Annotated in this window: 21 protein-coding genes; 9 read left to right on the top strand and 12 right to left on the bottom strand. The window is 63.0% G+C overall.

Going from position 1 to position 22,415, the window contains the following annotated elements:
* Nucleotides 1–14: 14 nt before the first annotated feature.
* Nucleotides 15–1,406, bottom strand: coding sequence for an ATP-dependent RNA helicase DbpA (dbpA, locus tag LHU53_RS09950; RefSeq protein ID WP_227332493.1), 1,392 nt, complete (start codon nucleotides 1,404–1,406; stop codon nucleotides 15–17).
* A 98-nt stretch (nucleotides 1,407–1,504) separates the two neighbouring features.
* Here dbpA and LHU53_RS09955 point away from each other — a divergent pair, with 98 nt between their 5' ends.
* From LHU53_RS09955 to LHU53_RS09970, 4 genes are all read left to right on the top strand, one after another.
* On the top strand, nucleotides 1,505–1,753 hold the full coding sequence (locus LHU53_RS09955) for a UPF0175 family protein (RefSeq protein WP_227332494.1): 249 nt from the start codon (nucleotides 1,505–1,507) through the stop codon (nucleotides 1,751–1,753).
* Between the two features lie 170 nt (nucleotides 1,754–1,923).
* Nucleotides 1,924–2,142: a DUF3368 domain-containing protein gene (locus LHU53_RS09960; RefSeq protein WP_227332495.1), complete on the top strand. Its 219-nt coding sequence runs from the start codon at nucleotides 1,924–1,926 to the stop codon at nucleotides 2,140–2,142.
* Nucleotides 2,143–2,205: 63 nt separating this feature from the next.
* Nucleotides 2,206–3,690 carry a M48 family metalloprotease gene (locus LHU53_RS09965; protein ID WP_227332496.1) on the top strand — a complete coding sequence of 495 codons (1,485 nt, stop codon included), beginning with the start codon at nucleotides 2,206–2,208 and terminating at the stop codon, nucleotides 3,688–3,690.
* Nucleotides 3,691–3,732: 42 nt separating this feature from the next.
* Complete coding sequence (locus tag LHU53_RS09970; RefSeq protein ID WP_227332497.1) at nucleotides 3,733–4,887, top strand: M14-type cytosolic carboxypeptidase; 1,155 nt, start codon at nucleotides 3,733–3,735, stop codon at nucleotides 4,885–4,887.
* Between the two features lie 60 nt (nucleotides 4,888–4,947).
* Here LHU53_RS09970 and oppF read toward each other — a convergent pair whose 3' ends face one another.
* From oppF to LHU53_RS10010, 8 genes are all read right to left on the bottom strand, one after another.
* Nucleotides 4,948–5,946: a murein tripeptide/oligopeptide ABC transporter ATP binding protein OppF gene (oppF, locus tag LHU53_RS09975; protein ID WP_227332498.1), complete on the bottom strand. Its 999-nt coding sequence runs from the start codon at nucleotides 5,944–5,946 to the stop codon at nucleotides 4,948–4,950.
* A complete protein-coding gene (locus LHU53_RS09980; protein WP_227332499.1) occupies nucleotides 5,939–6,931 on the bottom strand; it encodes an oligopeptide/dipeptide ABC transporter ATP-binding protein in 993 nt (330 codons plus the stop codon). The genes oppF and LHU53_RS09980 overlap by 8 nt, the downstream gene beginning before the upstream one ends.
* A gap of 11 nt (nucleotides 6,932–6,942) precedes the next feature.
* Nucleotides 6,943–7,857, bottom strand: a complete 915-nt coding sequence (locus LHU53_RS09985; protein WP_227332500.1) for an ABC transporter permease subunit — start codon at nucleotides 7,855–7,857, stop codon at nucleotides 6,943–6,945.
* Nucleotides 7,858–7,917: 60 nt separating this feature from the next.
* Nucleotides 7,918–8,838 (bottom strand): oligopeptide ABC transporter permease OppB, encoded by a 921-nt coding sequence (oppB, locus tag LHU53_RS09990; protein ID WP_227332501.1) that lies wholly within the window; start codon nucleotides 8,836–8,838, stop codon nucleotides 7,918–7,920.
* 113 nt (nucleotides 8,839–8,951) lie between these two features.
* Nucleotides 8,952–10,562 carry a peptide ABC transporter substrate-binding protein gene (locus LHU53_RS09995; RefSeq protein ID WP_227332502.1) on the bottom strand — a complete coding sequence of 537 codons (1,611 nt, stop codon included), beginning with the start codon at nucleotides 10,560–10,562 and terminating at the stop codon, nucleotides 8,952–8,954.
* A gap of 155 nt (nucleotides 10,563–10,717) precedes the next feature.
* Nucleotides 10,718–12,280, bottom strand: a complete 1,563-nt coding sequence (gene gshA, locus LHU53_RS10000) for a glutamate--cysteine ligase (protein ID WP_227332503.1) — start codon at nucleotides 12,278–12,280, stop codon at nucleotides 10,718–10,720.
* 113 nt (nucleotides 12,281–12,393) lie between these two features.
* Nucleotides 12,394–12,798: a cache domain-containing protein gene (locus tag LHU53_RS10005; RefSeq protein ID WP_227332504.1), complete on the bottom strand. Its 405-nt coding sequence runs from the start codon at nucleotides 12,796–12,798 to the stop codon at nucleotides 12,394–12,396.
* Between the two features lie 182 nt (nucleotides 12,799–12,980).
* Nucleotides 12,981–13,541: an acetate uptake transporter gene (locus LHU53_RS10010; RefSeq protein ID WP_255631986.1), complete on the bottom strand. Its 561-nt coding sequence runs from the start codon at nucleotides 13,539–13,541 to the stop codon at nucleotides 12,981–12,983.
* Nucleotides 13,542–13,703: 162 nt separating this feature from the next.
* Here LHU53_RS10010 and LHU53_RS10015 point away from each other — a divergent pair, with 162 nt between their 5' ends.
* Nucleotides 13,704–15,278, top strand: a complete 1,575-nt coding sequence (locus LHU53_RS10015; RefSeq protein WP_227332506.1) for an AMP nucleosidase — start codon at nucleotides 13,704–13,706, stop codon at nucleotides 15,276–15,278.
* Between the two features lie 60 nt (nucleotides 15,279–15,338).
* Here the strand turns inward: LHU53_RS10015 and purT are convergent, their stop codons facing one another.
* Nucleotides 15,339–16,580, bottom strand: a complete 1,242-nt coding sequence (gene purT / locus LHU53_RS10020) for a formate-dependent phosphoribosylglycinamide formyltransferase (RefSeq protein WP_227332507.1) — start codon at nucleotides 16,578–16,580, stop codon at nucleotides 15,339–15,341.
* A gap of 226 nt (nucleotides 16,581–16,806) precedes the next feature.
* Here purT and LHU53_RS10025 point away from each other — a divergent pair, with 226 nt between their 5' ends.
* Together LHU53_RS10025 and LHU53_RS10030 are read left to right on the top strand one after the other, a co-directional pair.
* Complete coding sequence (locus tag LHU53_RS10025; RefSeq protein ID WP_227332508.1) at nucleotides 16,807–17,730, top strand: ATP-binding cassette domain-containing protein; 924 nt, start codon at nucleotides 16,807–16,809, stop codon at nucleotides 17,728–17,730.
* 29 nt (nucleotides 17,731–17,759) lie between these two features.
* Nucleotides 17,760–18,581 (top strand): ABC transporter permease, encoded by an 822-nt coding sequence (locus LHU53_RS10030; protein WP_227332509.1) that lies wholly within the window; start codon nucleotides 17,760–17,762, stop codon nucleotides 18,579–18,581.
* Between the two features lie 18 nt (nucleotides 18,582–18,599).
* Here LHU53_RS10030 and LHU53_RS10035 read toward each other — a convergent pair whose 3' ends face one another.
* The gene (locus LHU53_RS10035; RefSeq protein WP_227332510.1) at nucleotides 18,600–19,583 is read right to left on the bottom strand and encodes a dipeptidase; all 984 of its coding nucleotides are present in this window, start codon (nucleotides 19,581–19,583) and stop codon (nucleotides 18,600–18,602) included.
* 110 nt (nucleotides 19,584–19,693) lie between these two features.
* Between LHU53_RS10035 and LHU53_RS10040 the strand changes: the two genes are divergently transcribed.
* The gene (locus LHU53_RS10040) at nucleotides 19,694–20,194 is read left to right on the top strand and encodes a hypothetical protein (protein ID WP_227332511.1); all 501 of its coding nucleotides are present in this window, start codon (nucleotides 19,694–19,696) and stop codon (nucleotides 20,192–20,194) included.
* A complete protein-coding gene (locus tag LHU53_RS10045; RefSeq protein ID WP_227332512.1) occupies nucleotides 20,191–21,540 on the top strand; it encodes a GAF domain-containing protein in 1,350 nt (449 codons plus the stop codon). Before LHU53_RS10040 ends, LHU53_RS10045 begins: the two co-directional genes overlap by 4 nt.
* Before the next feature lie 14 nt (nucleotides 21,541–21,554).
* Here the strand turns inward: LHU53_RS10045 and LHU53_RS10050 are convergent, their stop codons facing one another.
* Nucleotides 21,555–22,292, bottom strand: a complete 738-nt coding sequence (locus LHU53_RS10050; RefSeq protein ID WP_227332513.1) for a hemerythrin domain-containing protein — start codon at nucleotides 22,290–22,292, stop codon at nucleotides 21,555–21,557.
* Nucleotides 22,293–22,415: the final 123 nt, after the last annotated feature.

Here is a 22,415-nt window from a genome sequence, read left to right on the forward strand (position 1 = left end):
CGGTCGCGGGCGTATTAAAGCACCCGCACCCGCACACTTTTGCCCTTGACCTTGCCCGCATTGAGCTTCTGCATGGCTTCAAGCGCGATGTTGCGCTGCACCGCCACAAAGGTGGTGAACTCGGTGACAACGATCTTGCCGATCTGCTCGCGGCCGTAACCGGCGTCGGCGGTCAGCGCGCCCAGCACGTCGCCGGGGCGGATTTTTTCCTTGCGGCCACCCAAAATTTGCAGCGTGACCATGGGCGCCAGCAACGGGCCTTGGCCGGTGGGCGTGAGTTCGTCGAGCTTGTGCCAGACGGACGGCTGGTTCTGGTACTGCTCGATCTTGCCCACCGCGCCCATCTCGTACATGGCGGCCAGGCTCAGTGCCAGCCCGGTTTCACCCGCGCGGCCGGTGCGGCCGATGCGGTGCACATGCACCTCGGGGTCGGGCGTGATGTCGACGTTGATCACCGCCTCCAACTCCTTGATGTCGATGCCGCGTGAGGCCACGTCGGTGGCCACCAGCACCGAGATGCTGCGGTTGGCAAACTGGGCCAGCACCTGGTCGCGCTCGCGCTGCTCCAGGTCGCCGTGCAAGGCCAACGCGCTGAAACCCTGCTGCTGCAAAAACACCACCAGGTCATTGCACTGCTGCTTGGTGTTGCAAAACGCCAGCGTGCTGACCGGGCGGAAATGGTTCAGCAGCTTGGCCACCACCTCAAAACGCGTCGGGCGGGTCACTTCATAAAAACGCTGCTCGATCAGGCTCTCTGAAGTCGTTGGCGGCGCCACGGTGATGCGCTCCGGCGTGCGCATGAACTGCTTGGCCAGCTTGTCGATGCCTTCGGGGTAGGTGGCGGAAAACAGCAGGGTCTGGCGATCCGGCGGGCACTGTTGGGTGACGGTGGCGATGTCCTCGAAAAAGCCCATGTCGAGCATGCGGTCGGCCTCATCGAGCACCAGGGTGTTGAGCGCTTCCAGGCTCAGGTAACCGCGTGCCAGGTGGTCCATCACGCGTCCCGGTGTGCCGACGATGATGTGGGCGCCGTTTTCAAGAGAAGCGCGCTGGCCGCGCAGGGCCACACCACCACACAGCGTCACCACCTTGATGTTGTCCATGGCGCGCGCCAGGCGGCGGATTTCGACCGTCACCTGATCGGCCAGTTCCCGCGTCGGGCACAACACCAGGGATTGCACGGCAAATCGGCGCGGGTTCAGCCGCTCCAGCAGGGCCAGGCCAAAAGCGGCGGTTTTGCCGCTGCCGGTTTGCGCCTGGGCAATCAGGTCCTTGCCCGCCAGGGCGGCGGGCAGGCTGGCGGCCTGGATCGGGGTCATGCTCAGGTAACCCAGCTGCGCCAGGTTGTCTAGGGTGGCCGGGTTCAGGGGCAGGGTGTTGAACAGGTTCGTGTCAGTGTGGGTCATGGGGGGATTATCGGTAACCGGCTCCGGGCAAGTTCTTGCGACGACATCCCGCCAGAGGCTAAGATCAAAGTTCGTGCCATTTTCAAGCGAGTCACACCATGCAAATCATTGTTGACGTGCCCAACGGCTACCTGGATGCCTTGCATCGTTCTCCTGGCGACTTTGCACAAGAGGCCAAATTGGCCATGGCTGCCAAGTTGTTTGAGATGAAGCGGCTTTCATCGGGCATGGCGGCTCGCCTGATCGGTATGGAGCGCGTGGCTTTTCTGGCTGAACTTCAACGCCAGGGTGTGCCGCTGATGCATTTGGATGCCGATGACCTCGCCCAGGACGTGGCCAATGCGTGATCGTGCCATGCGAGGTGGAGGCAGAAGTCCGGGCAGGTGGGCAGGCGGCCTTTGGCGTGGATGTTTTTCTGGATGCGCATTGGCTGGATATCCAACCAGCGGATGTCAACCTGCAGCCTTTTTTGCACAATTCCCTGGATTGGGGCGAGGCTTCTGTGATTCAGACGGCGATGAATCTTGATGTTCCGCTGGTGTGCATTGACGAGGTGGTCGGGCGGCGTGTGGCACGGCTGTCCGGTTTGAAGGTGACCGGAACAGTTGGTGTGCTGCTCAAGGCGCAGCAACTCGGTTTTGCGGTGTCGATCCCTGACGCCTTGCGCCGCATGCGTGAGCACGGCATCTGGTTGAGTGATAAGGTGGTTCAATTCGCCTTGGCCCAAGGCCAATAGCCCCGGCTAGCGCACCTCGCTGCGCCTGGGCATGTCCGATCGATTTTCTGAATGAGGTTCCCCATGCGCATCAAACTGCTCCCCCTGATGCTGACCGTCGCCCTGATCACCGGCTGCGGCAGTGCCGTGCTCAACCCGGTCACCGGCCAGACCGAGCGCTCGGTGATGAGTGAGCAAGACGAAGTGGCCGAGGGCGCCAAAGCCCACCAGCAGGTGCTGCAGGAATACGGCGTGGTGAAAGACGCCAAGGTGCAGGCCTATGTCAACAACCTCGGCCAACGCCTTGCCAAACTGTCACACCGCGACCATCTGCAATGGCACTTCACCGTGCTCGACAGCCCCGAGATCAACGCCTTTGCCCTGCCTGGCGGCTATGTTTACGTGACCCGCGGCATCATGGCTTATTTGCAGACCGAGGCCGAGCTGGCCGGGGTGATCGGCCATGAGATTGGCCACGTCACCGCCCGCCACGGTGCCCAGCGCGCCACCCGCGCGCAGGATGCAGGCATGGGTGTGCTGGCCGCCACGGTATTGGGTGCCGTGCTGGAAAGCCAGGGCATGAGCGGCGCCGGGCAGCTGGCCAGCCAGGTGTCGCAAACCGCGGCAGCGGGCTACATTGCGTCCTACGGGCGGGAGCAAGAGTTGCAGGCCGACGGCCTGGGCGCCGAATACCTGGCGCGCAACGCCTACAACCCGCGCAACATGGTCCGGGTGATTGGCGCGTTAAAAGACCAGGAGCGTTTTGCTGCCGACCAGGCCCGTGCCGCAGGCAAACCCGCCCCAGCGGGCAGCAGCTGGCTGGCCTCGCACCCCAGCAACGACGAGCGCCTGAATCAGATCACCCAGCTGGCCACCCAATACCAGGGCAACTACGCCGACGAAGGCCGCGAGCGCTACCAGCAGGTGCTGCGTGGTTTGACCTTTGGCGACAGTGCCGAGCAAGGGTTGGTGCGTGGGCAAAACTTTTACCACCCCGTGCTGGACATGGCGCTGACCGCCCCGCCAGGCTGGCGAATCCAGAACGAGGCCGACCAGCTGGCGCTGGTGAGCCCGGCGGGGGATGCCGCGCTGCTGGTGCAGGTGGCCCCGCCCAAGGCGGGCAGAACCCATGACGAGGTGATCCGCAACCTGCTCCAACCCAGCCAGGGCAACGCCCAGCGGCTCACGCTCAATGGCCTGCAGGCCACGCGCTTTGTCGGCAGCCGCACCAACGCGCAGGGTCAGGCGCAGCCGCTGGAGGTCACGCTGGTCAGCGGTCCCCAAAACAAGCTGTATGTGCTCAGACCGGTGGCCAAAAGTGCGGCGGTGTTGCGCTCTGCCGGTGCCGCGCTCGCGCAGGCGCAAAACAGTTTTCGGCCCTTGAGCGCGACCGAGCGCGCCGCCGCCCAGCCGTGGACGATCCGAACCACCGCCTACCCGCGCGGTGGTTTTGCTGAACTGGCGCGCCAGTCGCCGCTGCCCAGCGCCGACCAGCAACTGCGCCTGATCAATGGCTTTTACAGCGGCGGCGAGCCCCGGGTGGGGCAAGGGGTGAAGGTGGTGGAGTGAGTGGCGGGCGGCTCCTAGAATCAGCCGATTTCAAGGCCCACCATGAACCCCATCCACATCTCCAGCCGCTTTGACGCGGGCGCCATCGAGGTGCTCAGCCTGGCTGACCCGCAAGACATCCAGCTCCACATCCGCCGCGACAACGCCAGCGACTTTGCGCAATGGTTTTACTTCTGCCTGCACGGCGCAGCGGGCACGCCGGTGCGGCTGAACTTTCTGAACGCCGGGCAATGCGCCTACCCCAAGGGCTGGGAGGGTTACCGCGTGGTGTGCAGTTACGACCACCAGAACTGGTTTCGCCTGGACAGCGACTTTGACGGCCAGGTGTTGCGCACCGCCTTCACCCCGGCGGGCAACAGTGTCTACCTGGCTTACTTTGAGCCGTATTCCCACGAGCGGCATCTGGACCTGATCGGCTCGGCCGCCGCTTCCGAGCATGTCACGCTCGAGCGCTTGGGCAGCACGCTGGACGGGCGTGACATGACCCTGCTGCAGATCACCAGCGCCCACAGCGCTTTGCCGCTGGGGCAGAAAAAGAAGGTCTGGCTGATCGCCCGTCAGCACCCAGGCGAAACCATGGCCGAGTGGTTTGTGGAAGGTTTTCTGGAGCGCCTGCTCGACGAGGCTGACCCGACCGCCCGGGTGCTGCTGGACCAGTGTGTGTTTTACGTGGTGCCCAACATGAACCCGGACGGTGCGGTGCGCGGCAACCTGCGTACCAACGCCGTCGGCGCCAACCTGAACCGTGAGTGGGCCGAACCCAGCCTGGAGCGCTCGCCCGAGGTCTATTGGGTGCGCCAAAAGATGCTGGAAGTGGGTGTCGACCTGAGCCTGGACGCCCACGGTGACGAAGGCCTGCCGTACAACTTTGTGGTCGGCACCGAGGGCATCCCCGGCTGGGGTGCGGACATCGAGGCGCTGGAAGAGGCCTTCAAGGCCGCCTGGAAAGCCGCCAGCCCGGACTTCCAGACCGCCAGGGGTTACGACCGTGGTGGCCGTGAAGAGGCCAACATGACCCTGGCTACCAACTGGATCGGCCACCAGTTTGGCTGCCCGGCCTTCACCATCGAGATGCCGTTCAAGGACAACGCCGACCTGCCCGACCCGCAGGTCGGCTGGAACGGCGAACGCTCCAAACGCCTGGGTGCCAGTGTGCTGCAGCCGGTGCTGGCGCTGGTGGGCAAGCTGCGCGCCTGAGAAAAGAGGCGGTCCGCCTGGCGGCTCTCGGCCTTTGCCCCTATGGGGCCAGAGGAACTTTTACCCGGTCACATTCAGAATACAGGCGACCTGGGAGCCACTGGCCGACGGGTGCAAGGCCGGCACGCTGGCGGCACACCGGTCCACAGCCTTCGGGCAGCGCGTGCGAAACACACAGCCCGAGGGCGGGTTCATCGGTGAGGGTAAATCACCTTGCAACAGCTGAATCACCTTGCCGCGCTCGAGCTCCGGGTCGGGGATCGGGATGGCTGAGAGCAGCGCTTGCGTGTAGGGGTGGCGCGGGTCGTTGTAGAGCGCGTTTTTCTCGGCCAACTCCATGGCACGGCCCAGGTACATCACCATGATGCGGTGGCTGATGTGGCGCACCACCGCCAAATCGTGCGCGATGAAGATCAGCGCCAGGCCCAGCTCTTGTTGCAATTCCTTGAGCAGGTTGATGATCTGCGCCTGGATCGACACGTCCAGCGCCGACACCGGCTCGTCACAGACGATCAGCTTGGGCGACAAAATCAGCGCGCGGGCAATGCCGATGCGCTGGCACTGGCCACCCGAGAACTCGTGCGGGTAACGGTTGATCTGCTGGGCGGTGAGCCCGACGCGGCCCATCATGGTCCGCACTTTGGCCATTACCTCGTCATGGCTCATCTGCGGGTAATGGGTGCGCAGCGGCTCGGCAATGGTCTGCGCCACCGTCATGCGCGGGTCCAGGCTGGCCAGCGGGTCCTGGAAGATCATCTGGATGTCTTTGCGCACCGCCATCCAGTCGCCGGGCGACGCACCTTGCATCTCCTGGTCCATCCAGCGGATGCTGCCCGAGTTGGCGGGGTTGAGGTTCAGCAGGGCCCGCGCCAGTGTGGACTTGCCACAGCCGGATTCCCCCACCACGCCCAGCGTTTCGCCAGCGTGCAAGTCAAACGAGATGCCGTTGACGGCTTTCAGGCTGCGCGCAGGGGACCACGGCCAGCCTTTGCTGTCTTTGATCTGAAACTCGACCTTGACGTCGCGCACCGACAGGATCGGGGTCTGTTGCTTATCCATGGGCGAGCTCCCGGCTGACGATGGCGCTGTCGCGGTGGCAGGCGCGCAAGTGGTGTGTGGCCTCTGGCATGGGCTGCAGCGTAGCCAGCTGGGTCTGGCACTGGGTGTCTGCCAGGCTGCAGCGTGGGCTGAACGGGCAGCCCTTGGGCAGGTGCGCCATGTTGGGTGGCGCGCCGGGAATGGCCAGCAGCGATTCGTCGTCACGGTCCATGCGTGGCACGGCTTTGAGCAGGCCCAGGGTGTAGGGGTGGCTGGCCGTCTTGAACAGTTGCTGGGCGCTGCCTTGTTCCATGACACGCCCGCCATACATCACCACCACCTGGTCACACAGGCCGGCCACCACACCCAGGTCGTGGGTGATCAGCACAATCGCGGTGCCAAAGTCGCGCTGCAAGTCGCGCAGCAGGGTCAGCATCTGGGCCTGTACCGTCACGTCCAGCGCGGTGGTGGGCTCATCCGCAATCAGCACCTCGGGTTCACACAACAAAGCCATGGCGATCATCACGCGCTGGCGCATGCCGCCTGAGAACTCATGCGGGTACATGTTGATGCGTTTGGCTGCTTCGGGGATACGCACCGCGTCGAGCATCCGCACCGAGGCGGCCTTGGCCGTGGTCCGGTCCTGCCCTTTGTGGAACTGCAGCACCTCGGTCATTTGCCGCTCCACCGTAAGGTAGGGGTTGAGCGAGGTCATCGGGTCCTGAAAAATCATCGCCATGCGGTTGCCGCGGATCTGGTTCAACTCAGACGCGGGCAGGGTCAGCAGGTTTTTGCCCTGGTAGAGTGCTTGGCCGCTGGCCTGGCCGTTACGTGCCAGCAAGCCCATGAGGGCCAGCACGGTCTGGCTTTTGCCCGAGCCGCTTTCACCCACGATGCCGAGGGTCTGACCCTTGTCGAGCGCAAAGTTGAGGCCGTTGACGGCGTAGACGGTGCCGTCCTGGGTGGCAAACTGGACCGCCAGATCGGTCACTTCAAGGAGTTTCATGCAGTGGCCTCTTATCGGTCTTTGGGGTCGAGTGCGTCACGCAGGCCGTCCCCGATGTAGTTGAAACAGTACAGCGCGGCCGACAACATCAGCGACGGGAAAATCAGAATCCAGGGCGAGATTTCCATGACCTGGGTGCCGTCGTGGATCAGCACACCCCAGCTGGTCATCGGCTCCTGGATACCCAGGCCCAGGAACGACAACACCGACTCGGTCAGGATCACGCCCGGCACAGTGACGGTGGTGTAGATCACCACAATGCCGAGCAGATTGGGCACGATGTGCTGGAAGATGATGCGCCGTGTGGGCACACCAATGGCGCGTGCCGCTTCAACAAACTCCTTCGAACGCAAGGAAAGTGTCTGGCCGCGCACCACCCGCGCCATGTCCATCCAGGAAAACACGGTGATGGTGATCACCACCAGGTAGAAGGCGCGCCCGAGCAGGGTCACCATCAGGATGGCGATCAGCAGGTAAGGCACGGCGTACATCATGTCGACGATGCGCATCATCACCGCATCGACCTTGCCACCCAGAAAGCCCGCGGTGGCGCCCCAGGCAATGCCCAGGCTGACCGAGGTCAGTGTCGCCATCAGCCCGACCATCAGCGAGATGCGCCCACCCACCAGGCAGCGCACCAGCAGGTCACGGCCCGATTCGTCGGTGCCAAACCAGTGCATGTTCTTGAGCGTGGGGCCCTGGCTCATGGCATCCCAATCGGTGGAATCGAACGCATTGGGCAGCAACATCGGGCCAAAGATGCAGGCCAGCGTGATCAGGCTCAGCAGCACCAGGCTGAAGACCGCCGCGCGGTTGCGCATGAAGCGCACCCGGGCCGCGGACCAAAGGCTGTGGCCGGGGATGTCGGCTTCCAGCGCCTGACTCAGCGTCGCCACCAGGGCGTCGTTTTTGTTTTTGAAGATCATGGTGTTTCCCAAACGGTTGAGGACAGGGCTCGGCCGCGCCGAGGTCTGTCCCGCAAAGTCTCAATAGCGAATCTTGGGGTCCAGCAGCGCGTAGGCCAAGTCCACCAGCAGGTTGAACACCACGGTGACCACCGTCACCAGCACCACCAGCCCCAGCACCAGCGTGTAGTCGCGGTTGCTGGCGCCGTTGACAATGAGTTTGCCCAAACCGGGCAGCGAAAACACCGACTCGGTCACCACCGCCGAGGTGATGCTGGAGATCGCCAGCGGCCCGATCAGCGAGACCACCGGCAGCAGCGCCGGTTTCATGGCGTGGCGCAGCACCAGCGTACGCATCGGCAGGCCTTTGGCGCGGGCGGTGCGGATGAAGTTGCTGCTGAGCACCTCGATCATGCTGCCGCGCATCACCCGGGCGATGGTGGCCACGTTGATGAACACCAGCAGCGCCATCGGCAAGACCATGTAACGTGGTGCAAAGGCATCCCAGCCACCCGAGGGGGCGAGCTTGAGCCAGATCGCAAACACCAGGATCAGCATCGGCCCGATGACAAAGGACGGGAACACACTGCCAATGCTGCTGAGCAGCATGGTGAAGTAGTCCCACACGCTGTTTTGCTTCAAAGCGGCCAGGGTGCCCAGCGCCACGCCCACCACCAAGGCGATCAGCAAGGAGCCGCCGCCAATGGCCGCCGAGATCGGCAGGGCCTTGGCCACCAGGTCGTTGACGCTCCAGTCTTCATAACGAAACGAGGCGCCCAGGTCGCCGTGCAACAGGCTGTTGAGGTAGAGCAGGTACTGCTTCCACAAGGGTTCGTTCAGATGGTATTTGGCCTGCAAATTGGCCAACACCGCCTCGGACAACTTGCGCTCCGAGTCAAACGGCCCGCCCGGGGTCAGGTGCAGCAGCAGGTAACAGACGGTAATGACCGCGAGCAAGGTCGGAATCGCCGCGAGCAGGCGCCGCAGGGCATAAGTCCACATCAGACAATCTCCAGAATCAGAGGGCCGGTCTTGTGCTTGTGACACAGACCGGTCAGAAAACTGCCGCCAGTTGGGGTGTCAAGCTGGCGGCAGGCGGTGGGGCGACGTTAATTTCAGTGTTTGATGATGTAGAAGTCTTTGGCGCGGTAGCGGTCCAAGCTGTTGGTGGCGGTGTAGCCACCCACATACGACTTGACCAAGCGCGGCACCGTGTACTGCAGCAGCGGCAGCATCGGGTAGTCGTCCATGATCAATTTGGCGGCCTCGGTCAGCAGGGCCTTGCGTTTGGCCGGGTCGGCGCTCTGGTTGCCTTGCTCGATCAGGGTTTCGGCCTTGCGGTTGCAGTTCTTCTGGGCGTTCTGGTCCGAGTCACATTGCACCAGCGTCAGGAAGGTGGTGGCGTCGTTGTAGTCGGCGATCCAGCCGTTGCGGGCGATCTGGTACTCACCGTCGTTGCGCTTCTTGATCAGCACCTTGAACTCCATGGCTTCGAGTTCCACATCCAGCCCGAGCTTGGATTTCCACTCCGAGGCGGCAAAAATGGCCATCTTCTTGTGGTAATCGCTGGTGTTGTAGGAGAACTTGAGCTTGGTACCGGGTGCCACACCGGCGTCAGCCAGCAGCTTCTTGGCTTCTGCCACCCGTTTGTCTGCGGGCCAGGTGGCCCAGTCGTAGCTGGTGACATCGGCACCGTTGATGCCTTTGACCATCACGCCGTAGGACGGAACCTGGCCGTCAGCAGTCACACGCTGGGCCAGGATGTTGCGGTCAAGTGCCATCGAGAGAGCCTTGCGCACACGGATGTCTTTCAGCAGCGGGTCGGTGTTGAGGAAGGAGTAATAACGCAGCCCCAGCATCGGTGAATTGCGGATCTCGTTGGGGAACTGGGCCTTGTACTTCTCGTAGGTGCCAGGCGGCAGCTGGTAGACCATGTCGTTTTCGCCGGACTCAAACAGCTTGACGTCGGCGTTGCCATCTTCCACCGACAGATAGGTGAATTTGGTCAGCTGCACGTTTTTGGCGTCCCAGTAGCTGGGGCTCTTGGTCAGCACGATCTTGCTGTTGACGTCCCAGCTGGCCAGGGTGTAGGCGCCGTTGCCGACGATGTTGCCCGGTTTGGTCCAGTCCTTGCCAAACTTTTCAACCGTGGCTTTGTGCACCGGGCCGAGCTGGGTGTTGGTCAGCAGGTCGGGCATAAAAGCCACCGGGTACGGGGTCTTGATTTCCAGCGTGTATTTGTCCAGCGCCTTCACACCCAGCTCGCTGGGGGGCAATTTGCCTGCCACGATGTCCTTGCCGTTCAGCATGAAAATGCCAAACGAGGAGGCGTATTCCGAGGCGGTCTTGGGGTCGACAAAACGGCGCAGGGCATAAACGAAGTCGTCGCTGGTGACGGGGTCGCCGTTGGACCATTTGGCGTTCTGGCGCAGCTTGAAGACCCAGGTGGTGGGCTCGGTCTGTTTCCAGCTCTCAGCCACGCCCGGCACAATTTTTCCCGCGCCATCGGCGGCGGTCAGGCCTTCGAACAGTTCACGGATCACGTTGTTGGCCGGCACACCTTCGGCGCGTGCCGGGTCCAGGGTGTCGGGCTCGGAACCGTTGTTGCGCACCATTTCCTGCTTGGCATGTAACTGCACACCGGGCGGAACGGTGGCGGCCAGGGCCAGGTTGGCACAGGCCAGCAGCATGGCAGCGGCCAGACTGCTTCGGGCAAAGTTCATCATGGATCAGCTCTCCGAGTAAGAAAAAAGTCAGATTTTAAGCCTGCAGCGTGGCGCAGCAGCGCAAAGTGTGGCGCCGATTTGCTAGAGTAAAAGGAGCTTTTAGCCCTTATCCACACAGGGCTGGTGGCCGTTTTTTGGCACTTTGACGAATCGTCTCAGGCGAAATACGCCGCCGCATAGTCCTCAAACGGTGACTGCGGCTCGGCATCCAGTTGCGCCTGGGTGGTCAGTGACGTTTCTGCCACGTCCCGGAAACGGGCGGTGAGCTCGGGCGACAAGGCCGCTGCCTGAAGGCTTTGGGTGTGGGTCTTGGACATCTCGAAGGCAAAGTTGAAATACCCGCCGTGCTGGCGCGCGGCCGCCACCACCTGGGCTGAGGGGGTCAGTTCGGGCTGGTCAATGCGCTGGCGCAGCGCTTGTAGCGTGGCGTGGTAGTGCTGGCCGCCGTACGCGGCGTCCAGCATGGCGGCAAACGGGGCCATGTCGTCAAACAGCTCGTGCGCCAGCGCGCGCAGCGGCTGCTCGCGGTTGTGCACCAGCAGTTGCAGGCCGGGTTGGCGCCCGCGGGTGACGACGCGGTGTTTGTTCTCGTCGTTTTCGCCCTGCTCGCGGCTGGTGATGGGCGGGCTGTCGCGAAACAGGCACATCAGCAGCAGCGCGTCGGCAAACAGGCTTTGCTCGGGGGCGATGCCGATGTCGATGAAGGGGTTCAGGTCAAACAGCCGCATCTCGACATATTGCACGCCATAGGTGGCCAGCGCCAGCGCCGGGCGCTCGCCGTGCAAGCCCACCCGTTTGGGGCGCATCGGGGCGTAAAACTCGGCTTCAAGTTGCAGCAGGCTGTCGCTGAGCTGTTTCCAGGTGTCGCCATCACGCACACCCATCTGGGCGTAATAGGGGTCGTGGGTGCGGATGGCCGCTTCCAGCGCCTGGGTGTATTCGGCCAGGGAGTTGAAACTGATGGCGAGTTTGTCTTGCGCGTGGTTCTGGTAGCCCAGGTCGCTCATGCGCAGGCTGGTGGCATAGGCCCCGTGTAGTGTGCCGGGGGCCAGTTCGGTCAGGTCGCTCGGGTGGCCCTGCAGGAACGACTGGCACACCGCGGGTGAGGCGCCAAACAGGTAGGGCACCAGCCAGCCGTAGCGTAAAAAGTTGCGGATCAGGCCGAAATAACGCCGGTTGATGAAGTCCTGCAAGGGCTCGTCGGCGTTGCAGCAGTCGCGCAGCAGTGGCCAGAAGGCGTCCGGCAGCGACCAGTTGTAGTGCGCGCCCGCAATGGTTTGCATGGCGCGGCCATAGCGCAGGCCCAGTCCCTGGCGGTAGACCTCTTTGAAGCGTGCCGCGTTGGAGCTGCCGTAGTTGGCGATGGCAATGTCGGCGTCTTCCCCAATCTTGCAGGGCATGGAACCCGCCCACAAAAACTCGCCACCGAGCTGCTGCGCCGAAAAGCGGTGGATGTCGGTCAAAAAGGCCAGCGGGTAAGCCGGGTCGGTGGAGGGGGGCGTGATGAATTCGAGCAGCGCCTCGGCGTAATCGGTGGTGATCCAGGGGTGGGTGAGCTTGGCGCCCAGCGCCTGCGGGTGCGGCGTGTGGGCGAGTTGGCCGGTGCGGTCCACCCGCAGGCATTCGCGCTCAAACCCTCGCTGGATGCCGCGCAGCACCTGCGCTTGTGCGGGTTCCAAAAACTGGCGGACTTGGTTGCAGCAGGTAAATTTCAGCATGTGGGCTCTTGGGTCTTCAGCAAAACGGCCCGCAGTATGGCAGTTTTTGCACCGCGTCGGTGCCAGCGCCCAGCGGCCCGTGCGCCGCCGGGGCGCCCGCGCCGCGACGTGGTTCAGTGCGACGGGTATTTGGCCGGGTCGGCCAGCTGCTCGGTCAGTTTGACCAGCTCGGGCAGTGCCAGCTTGTCGTCATACACCCCTGCCGCGATGTGGATGCCGGTTGAAAACGCCATGTCGGCGGTGACCGCGTAGCTGAGCTTGCGCGAGGCCTTGCCGTCACCCGGCTTGGTCCAGACGTAATCCACCCAGCCACCGCCGCTCTGGCTGCCGGCCTTGCACAGCTCTTTGAAGATGAATTTGCCGTTGTTGTCGGTGATCTGCAGGATGGCGCGGCCCACCAGGTCCGGGCGCATCGGGTGCGCCACCATCTTGTCTTTGCGGCAGTCAAAGGCGAACACATAACTGTCTTTCCAGACCCACAGGCCGTCCTTGCTGTTGAGCGCGGCAAAGCCGGACACCCCTTTGTCCTGCAGGAACTTGGTGGCGGACTAGACCTTGGTCACCACCTCTTGCGGCGTGGCAGCCTCGTCGGTAGCGCTGGCCACGCCAGCAGCCAGGGACACCAGCAGCGCCAGCGCGCAACGTTGAAATGATGGCATGTTCATGTCTCCCCCTTTTTGAAAAAAGTGTTCGCGCAGGCTCAAAACCAGGGCTTGCCCACCGGCAGCACGTCGCGGCCAAACACATCGGCAAACACGATGTGCGCCATGATGTACCAGGCGCAAAGCGCGGTCAGCATCAGCTCGTAACCCGCCACCACGGTCAGGCCGGGGTAGCCAAAGTGCGCCAGGTCCAGCAAGATGAAGCCGATCAGCAGCAGCGTGAAGGTGATGGCCAGCGCGTTGCTGATGCGCATGGCGCCCACCCACAGGATGGCGGTGAACAGCGTCCAGCCCACCAAAAACCAGCCCACATCGGTGGTGCTGGCGGGGTAAATGTTGAAGTGATTGCCCAGCAGCATCAGCACCAGCGAGATCCAGAAAGCGCCATAACCGGTGAACGCGCAGTAACCAAAGTTGTTGCCGCTCTTCATTTCCTGCAGCCCGGCCATCATCTGCGCCAAGCCACCAAAGATCAGCCCGATCCAGATCACCGGCCCCAGGCCCATCCAGCCCACATTGTGAAACTGCAAGACCATGGTGGCCAAGCCAAAGCCGCCCAGACCGACCACCGCCGGGTTGCCCAATTTTTGTTCCGCCATGTTGTTGACCCTGTTGATTGATAAGATGGTTTGCCGACCTGTAGCGCCCTGCGCCGTTGCATCACGACGGTGCATGCTAGCCATCTAGCGCGACACTAGGCTTACAAATGACAAATTGGTTTAACGTTTGTAAAAACTGAAGCGCCCTGGATCCTTTGCCTTATGCCCTACCTGCCAGAATTTATTGCCCCTCTGCGTTTCACTGACCCGGCCGCCGCGCTGGCCCAGGCGCAGCTGATTTACGACAACAGCATCGCGCATTTGCGCCAGGCCATGCAGCGTTACGTGGCGGGTGAGGAGCTACCCGGCCATGTGCGTGCCTGTTACCCCTTTGTGCGGGTGCAGACCGAGACCATGGCGCGCCAGGGCTCCGGTGCGGCCAAGCGGCTGAGCTACGGTTTTGTGGCCGGTGCCGGTCGTTTTGAGACCACCCTGAGCCGCCCCGATCTGTATGCCAAGTACTACCTGGAACAGTTCAGCCTGTTGCTCGACAACCACCAGGTGGCGCTTGAAGTGGGCACCAGCACCCAGCCGATTCCGGTGCACTTCTCGTTTGCCGAGAACGAACATGTGGAGGGCACCCTGAGTGCCGAGCGCCGCGCCCGCATGCGTGACGTGTTTGACCTGCCCGATCTGGCCGCCATGGACGACGGCATTGCCAACGGCACCTTTGAACCACACCGTGGCGAGGCACAACCGCTGAGTCTTTTCACCGCGCCGCGGGTGGACTACTCGCTGCAGCGCCTGCGCCACTACACCGGCACCGCGCCCGAGCATTTCCAGAACTTTGTGTTGTTCACCAATTACCAGTTCTACATTGATGAATTCATTGCCCTGGGCCACGCCGCCATGGAGGATGCGGCCAGCGAATATGTCGCATTTGTGGAGCCGGGCAATGTGGTGACGCGCAGGGCTGACCCCAATTTCCCCCGCAGAACCGGCGAAGTTCCTCCGCCGGGCCGCCCCAAGGAGGAACGCGGCCCCCTTGGGGGGCAGGGAACACACGAAGTGAGTGACCGTGGGGGCTTGAAGCCACCGCCAAGGTTGCCCCAAATGCCTGCCTACCACCTCAAGCGCCCCGACGGCAGCGGCATCACCATGGTCAACATCGGGGTTGGCCCGGCCAACGCCAAAACCATCACCGACCACATTGCCGTGCTGCGCCCGCACGCCTGGATCATGCTCGGCCACTGCGCCGGGTTGCGCACCACCCAGCAGCTGGGTGACTACGTGCTGGCGCACGGCTATGTGCGCGAGGACCATGTGCTGGACGAAGAGCTGCCGCTGTGGGTGCCGATCCCCGCGCTGGCCGAAATCCAGGTGGCGCTCGAATCTGCCGTGTCCGATGTCACCCGGCTCAAAGGCGCCGACCTCAAAAGCATCATGCGCACCGGCACCGTGGCCAGCACGGACAACCGCAACTGGGAACTGCTGCCCGACAACGGCCCGCAGCGCCGCTTCAGCCAGAGCCGCGCGATTGCCCTGGACATGGAAAGCGCCACCATCGCGGCCAACGGTTTTCGCTTTCGGGTGCCCTATGGCACGCTCTTGTGTGTCAGTGACAAGCCGCTACACGGCGAGATCAAGTTGCCCGGCATGGCCAACCACTTTTACCGTGAGCGGGTGGACCAGCATCTGCGCATCGGCATGCGTGCGCTGGAATTGCTGCGTGAACAGGGTGTGGACCAGCTCCACAGCCGCAAGCTGCGCAGCTTTGCCGAGGTGGCGTTTCAGTAGAAAGTGTTTCCAGCCCTTGTTGCAAAAGGGCTGGTTGTTATCAAAAAGAGAGTTCGGCGTTCAGGCCACCCGCGGCTTGACCTTGGACGCCGCCAGCTTGGCGTTGGTACGCGCCACGTCCACATCCGCATCAAAAGCCAGCGCCACCCCCATGCGGCGTTTGACAAAGCTCTCTGGTTTGCCAAAAAGGCGAATATCCGAGTTGGGCACACGCAGCGCCTCGTCCACGCCGTCAAACACGATGCCTTTGGCGTCCACGCCGCCGTAAATCACCGCGCTGGCGCCGGGGCAACGCAGGGTGGCGTTCACCGGCAGGCCCAGGATGGCGCGGGCGTGCAGCTCGAATTCGCTCTGGTGCTGGGTGGTGAGTGTGACCAAGCCGGTGTCGTGCGGGCGCGGGCTCACCTCGCTGAACCAGACTTGATCACCCTTCACAAACAGCTCCACACCAAACAGCCCCAGACCAGATGATTGGCCGTCTACCCCAATGCCCAGATCGTCGGTGACGGTTTTGGCGATATGGCGGGCTTTGTCCAGCGCAGCCGGGCTCATCGGGTGCGGCTGCCAGCTTTCCACATAGTCGCCGTTGACCTGGATGTGGCCGATCGGCTCACAAAAATGGGTGTCGATGCCGCCCTGGGCGTTTTTGGCACGCACCGTCAGCAAGGTGATTTCGTAGTCAAAGTCAATGAAGCCTTCCACGATGACGCGGCCATGGCTGACGCGTCCACCCGCCATCGCATGGTCCCAGGCGGCTTGCACATCGGCCGGGCCGCTGATCTTGCTTTGGCCCTTGCCGGAGCTGCTCATCACCGGTTTGACGATGCAGGGATAACCGATGCCCGGCTGAGCCTCCACGCCGTCAATGGCGACTTGTAATTCGGCCAGCGAGTCACAGAATTGGTAGGGGCTGGTCGGCAGGCCCAGCGTTTCGGCGGCCAGACGGCGGATGCCTTCGCGGTCCATGGTCAGGCGCGCCGCGCGTGCGGTGGGGATGACGCGCACCACGCCGGTGGCTTCCAGCACTTCAAGCATCGGGGTGGCAATGGCTTCAATCTCGGGCACCACCAGATCGGGCTTGTCGTGTTCGATGAGTTCGCGCAGCATGGCCGGGTCGCTCATGGTGATGGTGCGGCTGTGGTGCGCCACCTGCTGCCCCGGCGCGTGGTTGTAGCGGTCCACGGCGGTGGTTTCCACACCCAGGCGTTGCAGGGCGATCAAGACCTCTTTGCCCAGTTCGCCACTGCCGAGCAGCATGACTTTGGTGGCGTGACGGGTGAGTGGGGTACCGAGTGTGGTCATGGTGCTGGGTGTAGGGTTGTGTGGACGGATGCGACCTGATTTTAGGAGCCGACTGCGCCATGTCCGGCTGCTTTTTGGCGTCGTGTTGACCAGGGGTCACCGGGTGTCAGCGGCCATTCCCGTCATTTGAAAAACACGCAGGCAAATGGCCGGAAAAAGCGTTGCCAGCAGCCCGTCAAAGAGCCAGGCCATGCCAGTCGCCCTGATCCCGGTCACAATTTACCCCATGAGTGAACCTATTTTTTCAGTGCACGGTCTGGTCAAACGTTACGGCGAGGCCACCGTGGTCAATGACATGTCTTTTGACATTGCGCCGGGTGAATGCCTGGGCGTGATCGGCCCCAACGGTGCCGGCAAAACCACCACCATCCGCATGTGCCTGGGCCTGACCGTGCCCGACGCGGGCAGCGTCACCGCGTTTGGGCAGCAGATGCCGCGCGATGCGCTGGCCATCAAGGCGCAGTTGGGTGTGGTCAGCCAGATGGACACACTCGACCCGGACTTCAGCTGTGCCGAGAACCTGCTGGTCTATGGCCGCTACTTTGGCCTGAAAGACGCGCAGATCCGCGAACGCATCCCCAACCTGCTCGACTTTGCCAGCCTGACGGCCAAGGCCAACGCCAAACCCGGCGAGCTGTCAGGCGGCATGAAGCGCCGCCTGAGTCTGGCGCGCGCGCTGGTCAACAACCCGCGCCTGCTGCTGCTGGACGAACCCACCACCGGGCTGGACCCGCAGGCGCGCCACCTGATGTGGGAGCGCCTGCAACTGCTGTTGCAGCAGGGCAAATCCATCTTGCTGACCACCCATTTCATGGACGAGGCCGAGCGCCTGTGCAACCGCCTGCTGGTGGTGGACCACGGCAAAAAAATTGCAGAAGGCACGCCGCGTGACCTGATCCGCCAGCATCTGGAACCCGATGTGGTCGAGGTCTATGGCAACGGCGCGCTGGCGCTGGTGGATGCCCCCCTGAAAGCGCTGGCCGCCCGGGTGGAGGTGAGTGGTGAGACGGTGTTTTTCTACACCGAACAGGCCAAGCCGCTGCTGGCTGCGCTGGAGGCGCACCCGCAGTTGCGCACCCTGCACCGTCCGGCCAATCTGGAGGATTTGTTCCTCAAACTCACTGGCCGACAAATTCGGGAAGATGCATGAACACGATGAATACACGAGCTGTTGACCCCATGAATACCAGGTTTGAAAGTCAAAAAAACCCGTCCATCTGGCGCGCGCCCGAGTTGTCCATGCGCTGGTGGCCGGTGTTCTTGCGCAACTTGCTGGTGTGGCGCAAGCTGGCCATTCCCAGCCTGGTGGGCAACATTGCCGAGCCGTTGATGTGGCTGGTGGCCTTTGGTTACGGCATGGGCGCGCTGGTGGGCCAGGTGACGGTGGACGGGGTGGAGGTGCCCTACATCCTGTTTCTGGCCAGCGGCAGCATCTGCATGAGCGCCATGAACGCGGCCAGTTTCGAGGCGCTGTATTCGGCCTTCAGCCGCATGCATGTGCAGAAAACCTGGGACGGCATCATGAACGCGCCGGTGAATCTGGACAACATCGTGCTGGCCGAGATGCTCTGGGCCGCGTTCAAATCGCTCTTCACCGTGACCGCGATTCTGGGGGTGATGCTGGCTTTGGGCATCAGCTATTCACCCAAGCTGCTGATCGCCTGGCCGGTGCTGCTGGGGGTGGGCATCACCTTCAGCTGCGTGGCGCTGATCTTCAATGCGCTGGCCAAGGGGTATGACTTTTTCACCTATTACTTCACGCTGTTTCTGACGCCGATGATGTTTTTGAGCGGCATCTTCTTCCCGCTGGAACAACTGCCGCCCGTGGTCCGCGCCATCTCGCAGTGGTTGCCGCTGACCAACGCGGTGGACTTGGTGCGTCCGCTGTTCATGGACCAGTGGCCCAGCAACTGGCTGCGCCCAGTGGCGGTGCTGACCGTGTTTGCTGTGGGGGGCTTCTGGATCGCGCTGGCCCTCACGCGCAAGCGGTTCCGGGGTTAACGTGACAGAGCGGTTGGCTTAGGCTGCATGGCGGGTCGTGGGCCACACCTGGGAGGCGACACGCAACATGTTGCCGCCCATCACCTGATCGGCTTCAGCGGTGCTCATCCCCACCACTTGTAACGCTTGCGGGAGCTGTTGCCACGTGTCGATGGGCGTGTAGCGGATGTCGCCAATGCCGCCGCCGTAACCCGCGCTGCGCGGCCACCAGTAGCTGGGGTCGAAGTCGCCGGGTGGTGTGTCGTCCAGCCCGGGTTGCGAAAACCCGTTGTCCAGCCCGATACCAACGTGTGCCACACCGACCAGGTTGGCCACATAAGCCACATGCCGCGCCACGTCGGCCACGGTGGGCTCGGCCACCCCCAGAAATTTGGACACCCCTGAGATGCACACCACCCCGCCGGTGGCGGCGCAGGCGCGAATCTGCTCATCGGTGATGTTGCGGCCGTGCTCGGCCAGGGCCAGCGGGTTGGCGTGGCTGAAGACCACCGGCTGGCTGGATGCCGCCATGATCTCCAGGCTGCATTGCCGCCCGGTATGCGAGCAGTCCATCAACATGCCCGCCGCATTCACCGCCACCACCATGCGTTGGCCCAAGGGGGGCAGGCCGCGCACCTCGTCATGGCAGCCATCGGCGACCGCGTTGTTGCGGTTGTAGGCAAAGTGGATTTGCCGCACGCCCAGCCGCGCGTACAACGCCACCATCTCGGGCTGCGCCAGCAGCGGCATCGCACCTTCCAGGTCGAAACCGATGCCAATCTGGCCTCCGGCCCGGGCGCGTTCGATGTCGGCCACGCTGTTGACTTGCACATATTTGTCCGGGTGCGCGGCGATGTTGGCGCGGTAACCGGCGATCACCTGCAGAATCTGCGACACCGGGTTCATGTCCATGCCGACGTTGATCGACACGTAGCTGAGCCCGCCAGTGCGCAGCTGGTCAATCGGCTCGAAACTGGCCTGCGGGTGGAGCGGCAGGCACATGTGGGCGTCCCAACGAATCATGGTTGTATCCGGCAAAGTGTGGCGGTGCGGTGATGTTAGCGACAGACCGCGCCAGCTGTTTCGCAAAAGGGGCTTCCTTTCTATACTTCTGCGTCATGCAAGCGCCGTCTATGCCTTTGCTGCTTTCGCCGGACCACGTCGCGATGGTGGAGAGCGGGGTGTCGACCATTGTCAGCTCTTGCGACGTCAACCGGCGACCCAGCATCATGCGCGCGCTGGCCAGCGGTATTGCACCCGGCGGTGAACTGATCACGGTGTACCTGTCACGCCGACAGTCGCGCCAGTTGCTGCTGGATGTGACGGCCACCGGGCGGATTGCTGTGGTGTTCAGCGAGCCGTTCAGCCACCGAACCTTGCAGGTCAAGGCGTCAAACGCCCAGATCCGGGCGGCGCAGGCCGCCGATGAGCCGCTGCTGCAGCGTTACCTGGTGGCCATGGAGCAGGAGGTGGCCCGGGTTGGCTTCGAGGCCCGGTTTACCCGTGCCATGCTGGCCTTGGATCTGGACGACGTGGTGGCGATCAGTCTGACACCGGAGGCGGCGTTTGACCAGACGCCGGGGCCCAAGGCAGGAACGGCCTTGACGGCGGCAGCCACGGAGCCGCTGCCATGAGCGCGTTGACGCTGGGCAGCATCCGGCCGTGTCTGGAAGGCGCCATTCCGGCGGTCATGGCCACCTGCGCTGAGGATGGCACTCCCAATGTGGCCTATATCTCGCAGGTGTATTACGTCGACGAGTCGCATGTGGCCCTGTCGTTCCAGTTTTTTAACAAGACCCGCAAAAACATCCTGAGCAACCCCTACGCGGCTGTGCTGGTGTTGCACCCGGTGACGGCAGAGTTCTTCCGCTTGCACCTTAAATATTTGCGCACAGAGACACACGGTGCGTTGTTTGAAGGCATGAAGGCCCAGTTGGCCGGGATCGCGTCGCATACCGGCATGGCCAACGTGTTCCGGCTGTTGGGGTCGGATGTGTACGAGGTGCAGCTGATCGAAGCGGTCGAGGGGATGCCCTTGCCGCAGCCGCCCAACCGCTGTGGCTTGTTGGGCGCCCTGCGGCGCTGCAGCGAGCGGCTGTCAGGCTGCAAGGCGCTGGATGAACTGATCAATGCCACGCTGGCTTCGCTGACAGACTTCATGGACATCCGTCATGCCATGATCCTGATGCTGGACCCGGTGACCCAGCGACTGTATACGGTGGGCAGCGCGGGTTACGCGACCTCCGGCATAGGCTCGGAAATCGACATGGGGGATGGCGTGATCGGTGTTGCAGCGCGGGAGCAAACGCCGGTGCGCATCGGGCACATGACCAGCGCGTATCTCTACAGCCGCGCCATCCGCAGCAGCCTCTGCGCCAATGCGCCCGGCCTGACGCTCGATGCAGAGATTCCCTATCCCGGCCTGCGTGAGCCGCACAGCCAGCTGGCGGTGCCGGTGCTGTCGGCTGGGCGGTTGCTGGGGGTGTTATTTGTTGAAAGTCCGCTCGATCTGAGGTTCAGTTTTGAAGACGAAGACGTGTTGGTGGCAGTGGCCGGCCATCTGGGCGCCGCCATCGAACGGATGCAGGACACCCCCGATCACGCCGACAGCGACGATGACGACGCCCCCACATCAGCCACGGCGGCGGTGACCGGTGCCGTTTTGCAGGTACGTCATTTCCACGCCAATGGCAGCATCTTTCTGAATGACGTTTACCTCATCAAGGGTGTGGCCGGGGCGATTTTCTGGAAGCTGGTGTGTGACCATGCACGACAAGGCCGCACCGAGTTCTCGAACCGGGAACTCCGGCTGGATGCCACCCTGGGCTTGCCTGATGTGACCGACAACCTGGACGCCCGCCTGTTGTTGTTGCAACGCCGCCTTGCCGAACACTGCCCCCAGATCCAGATGGAAAAAACGGGCCGGGGCCGCTTCAGGCTGAACGTCGACTGCCCGCTGGAGCTGGTGGACGTCGCCTGACAACCCAGCCGATGTCAAACCGCGACCGGATCAGGCACGGACGTCAGACCCAGGCTGTGTGTGAGTTTGGCCCATGCGCGGGTCGTGAGGTGGGCTTTCACCATGGCCAGGGTGGCCTCAAAGACCGGGGCGGGTGCGTGCGTCTGCATGTCCTTGAACAGCGCGGTGCGCTCAGCCGGGTTCATGGAAGGCACCAACCAGCGCAGCACCAACATCATCTCGTCGGGCGGGATCGACGCCAGCAGCCGGTCATGTAAGGCCAGCAGTTCGGCGTCGGTATACCGTGCCCACAACACGGCGTTGTGCGCTGTTTCTTCCACCTGCATATGCTGGAAGTTGTCGGCGACAAACAGCGCCAGGTCGCGGTACAGGTTCAACGCGGCCGCCGCAGCCTCCTGGCCCGCAGCAGTTTGGGTCAACCCTGCCAGCTTGACTTTGAGCTGGGCGATGCGGGCCATGTGTTCCTCATGGTCATGGGTGATGGCGGCACTGGCACCTGCCGCCCGCGCTTCGATGGCCACATGCACAAAGTCGTTTTCGTGCTGCACATGGCTGGCGCAGAAGTCCAGCATGGTGTCGATGCGGGCGCTGACGGCGCTGATCTCGTCGGGGTCGTCCATGTCCAGCCGACCCAGCGCCAGCAGGGTCTCGGTCAGCATGGCGCGCAGGGCCTTGTGGATGCCGGCATACAGATCAACGCGTGCGGGTTCGGCAGCGGCGACGGCTTGCAGTTCACGGGAATCAAATTTCATGGTGCTTCTTTCTGGGCAACAAGGCCCGGTAGGGTCAATGGTCAAAGATGCCCCATGCATCAACGACCATGAAAAGAAGTCTAAAAATCCGTTCCGTCACGCGCTGCTAAATATTGCTTACGG

The organism is Rhodoferax sp. U2-2l (genome assembly GCF_020594515.1).
Lineage (GTDB): Bacteria > Pseudomonadota > Gammaproteobacteria > Burkholderiales > Burkholderiaceae_C > Rhodoferax.

Bases quoted from the DNA above. Each gene is read 5' to 3' on its own strand.
- dbpA (WP_227332493.1), bottom strand. From the start codon at position 1,406: ATGACCCACACTGACACGAACCTGTTCAACACCCTGCCCCTGAACCCG.
- LHU53_RS09955 (WP_227332494.1), top strand. From the start codon at position 1,505: ATGCAAATCATTGTTGACGTGCCCAACGGCTACCTGGATGCCTTGCAT.
- LHU53_RS09960 (WP_227332495.1), top strand. From the start codon at position 1,924: ATGAATCTTGATGTTCCGCTGGTGTGCATTGACGAGGTGGTCGGGCGG.
- LHU53_RS09965 (WP_227332496.1), top strand. From the start codon at position 2,206: ATGCGCATCAAACTGCTCCCCCTGATGCTGACCGTCGCCCTGATCACC.
- LHU53_RS09970 (WP_227332497.1), top strand. From the start codon at position 3,733: ATGAACCCCATCCACATCTCCAGCCGCTTTGACGCGGGCGCCATCGAG.
- oppF (WP_227332498.1), bottom strand. From the start codon at position 5,946: ATGGATAAGCAACAGACCCCGATCCTGTCGGTGCGCGACGTCAAGGTC.
- LHU53_RS09980 (WP_227332499.1), bottom strand. From the start codon at position 6,931: ATGAAACTCCTTGAAGTGACCGATCTGGCGGTCCAGTTTGCCACCCAG.
- LHU53_RS09985 (WP_227332500.1), bottom strand. From the start codon at position 7,857: ATGATCTTCAAAAACAAAAACGACGCCCTGGTGGCGACGCTGAGTCAG.
- oppB (WP_227332501.1), bottom strand. From the start codon at position 8,838: ATGTGGACTTATGCCCTGCGGCGCCTGCTCGCGGCGATTCCGACCTTG.
- LHU53_RS09995 (WP_227332502.1), bottom strand. From the start codon at position 10,562: ATGATGAACTTTGCCCGAAGCAGTCTGGCCGCTGCCATGCTGCTGGCC.
- gshA (WP_227332503.1), bottom strand. From the start codon at position 12,280: ATGCTGAAATTTACCTGCTGCAACCAAGTCCGCCAGTTTTTGGAACCC.
- LHU53_RS10010 (WP_255631986.1), bottom strand. From the start codon at position 13,541: ATGGCGGAACAAAAATTGGGCAACCCGGCGGTGGTCGGTCTGGGCGGC.
- LHU53_RS10015 (WP_227332506.1), top strand. From the start codon at position 13,704: ATGCCCTACCTGCCAGAATTTATTGCCCCTCTGCGTTTCACTGACCCG.
- purT (WP_227332507.1), bottom strand. From the start codon at position 16,580: ATGACCACACTCGGTACCCCACTCACCCGTCACGCCACCAAAGTCATG.
- LHU53_RS10025 (WP_227332508.1), top strand. From the start codon at position 16,807: ATGAGTGAACCTATTTTTTCAGTGCACGGTCTGGTCAAACGTTACGGC.
- LHU53_RS10030 (WP_227332509.1), top strand. From the start codon at position 17,760: ATGAATACCAGGTTTGAAAGTCAAAAAAACCCGTCCATCTGGCGCGCG.
- LHU53_RS10035 (WP_227332510.1), bottom strand. From the start codon at position 19,583: ATGATTCGTTGGGACGCCCACATGTGCCTGCCGCTCCACCCGCAGGCC.
- LHU53_RS10040 (WP_227332511.1), top strand. From the start codon at position 19,694: ATGCCTTTGCTGCTTTCGCCGGACCACGTCGCGATGGTGGAGAGCGGG.
- LHU53_RS10045 (WP_227332512.1), top strand. From the start codon at position 20,191: ATGAGCGCGTTGACGCTGGGCAGCATCCGGCCGTGTCTGGAAGGCGCC.
- LHU53_RS10050 (WP_227332513.1), bottom strand. From the start codon at position 22,292: ATGAAATTTGATTCCCGTGAACTGCAAGCCGTCGCCGCTGCCGAACCC.